This window comes from Vibrio sinaloensis DSM 21326 (assembly GCF_000189275.1).
Classification (GTDB): Bacteria; Pseudomonadota; Gammaproteobacteria; order Enterobacterales; family Vibrionaceae; genus Vibrio; species Vibrio sinaloensis.
The window spans coordinates 1-273 of record NZ_AEVT01000135.1; the positions used below are offsets into that span (position 1 = coordinate 1).

The window sequence follows — 273 nt, forward strand, 5'->3', positions numbered from 1 at the left end:
ATATGTTTATAGTTTTAGAGACGATACTGGGTCTGTAGCTCAGGTGGTTAGAGCGTTCGCCTGATAAGCGAGAGGTCGGTGGTTCGAGTCCACTCAGACCCACCAATTTCCTTGAAATTGGCATACAGTATCGACACCTTGATGGGGCTATAGCTCAGCTGGGAGAGCGCCTGCCTTGCACGCAGGAGGTCTGCGGTTCGATCCCGCATAGCTCCACCATCTTTAAGTGTTCTTTCACAAGAATCTTTAAACATGGTTTTCATCAGAAAATCT

General features: G+C 47.6%; 2 tRNA genes. Both read left to right on the forward strand.

Features of this window, described 5'->3' with window-relative positions:
- Positions 1-28: 28 nt before the first annotated feature.
- Positions 29-105: transfer RNA gene (locus RH45_RS22660), tRNA-Ile, on the forward strand.
- Positions 106-143: 38 nt separating this feature from the next.
- Positions 144-219: transfer RNA gene (locus tag RH45_RS22665), tRNA-Ala, on the forward strand.
- Positions 220-273 lie beyond the last annotated feature (54 nt).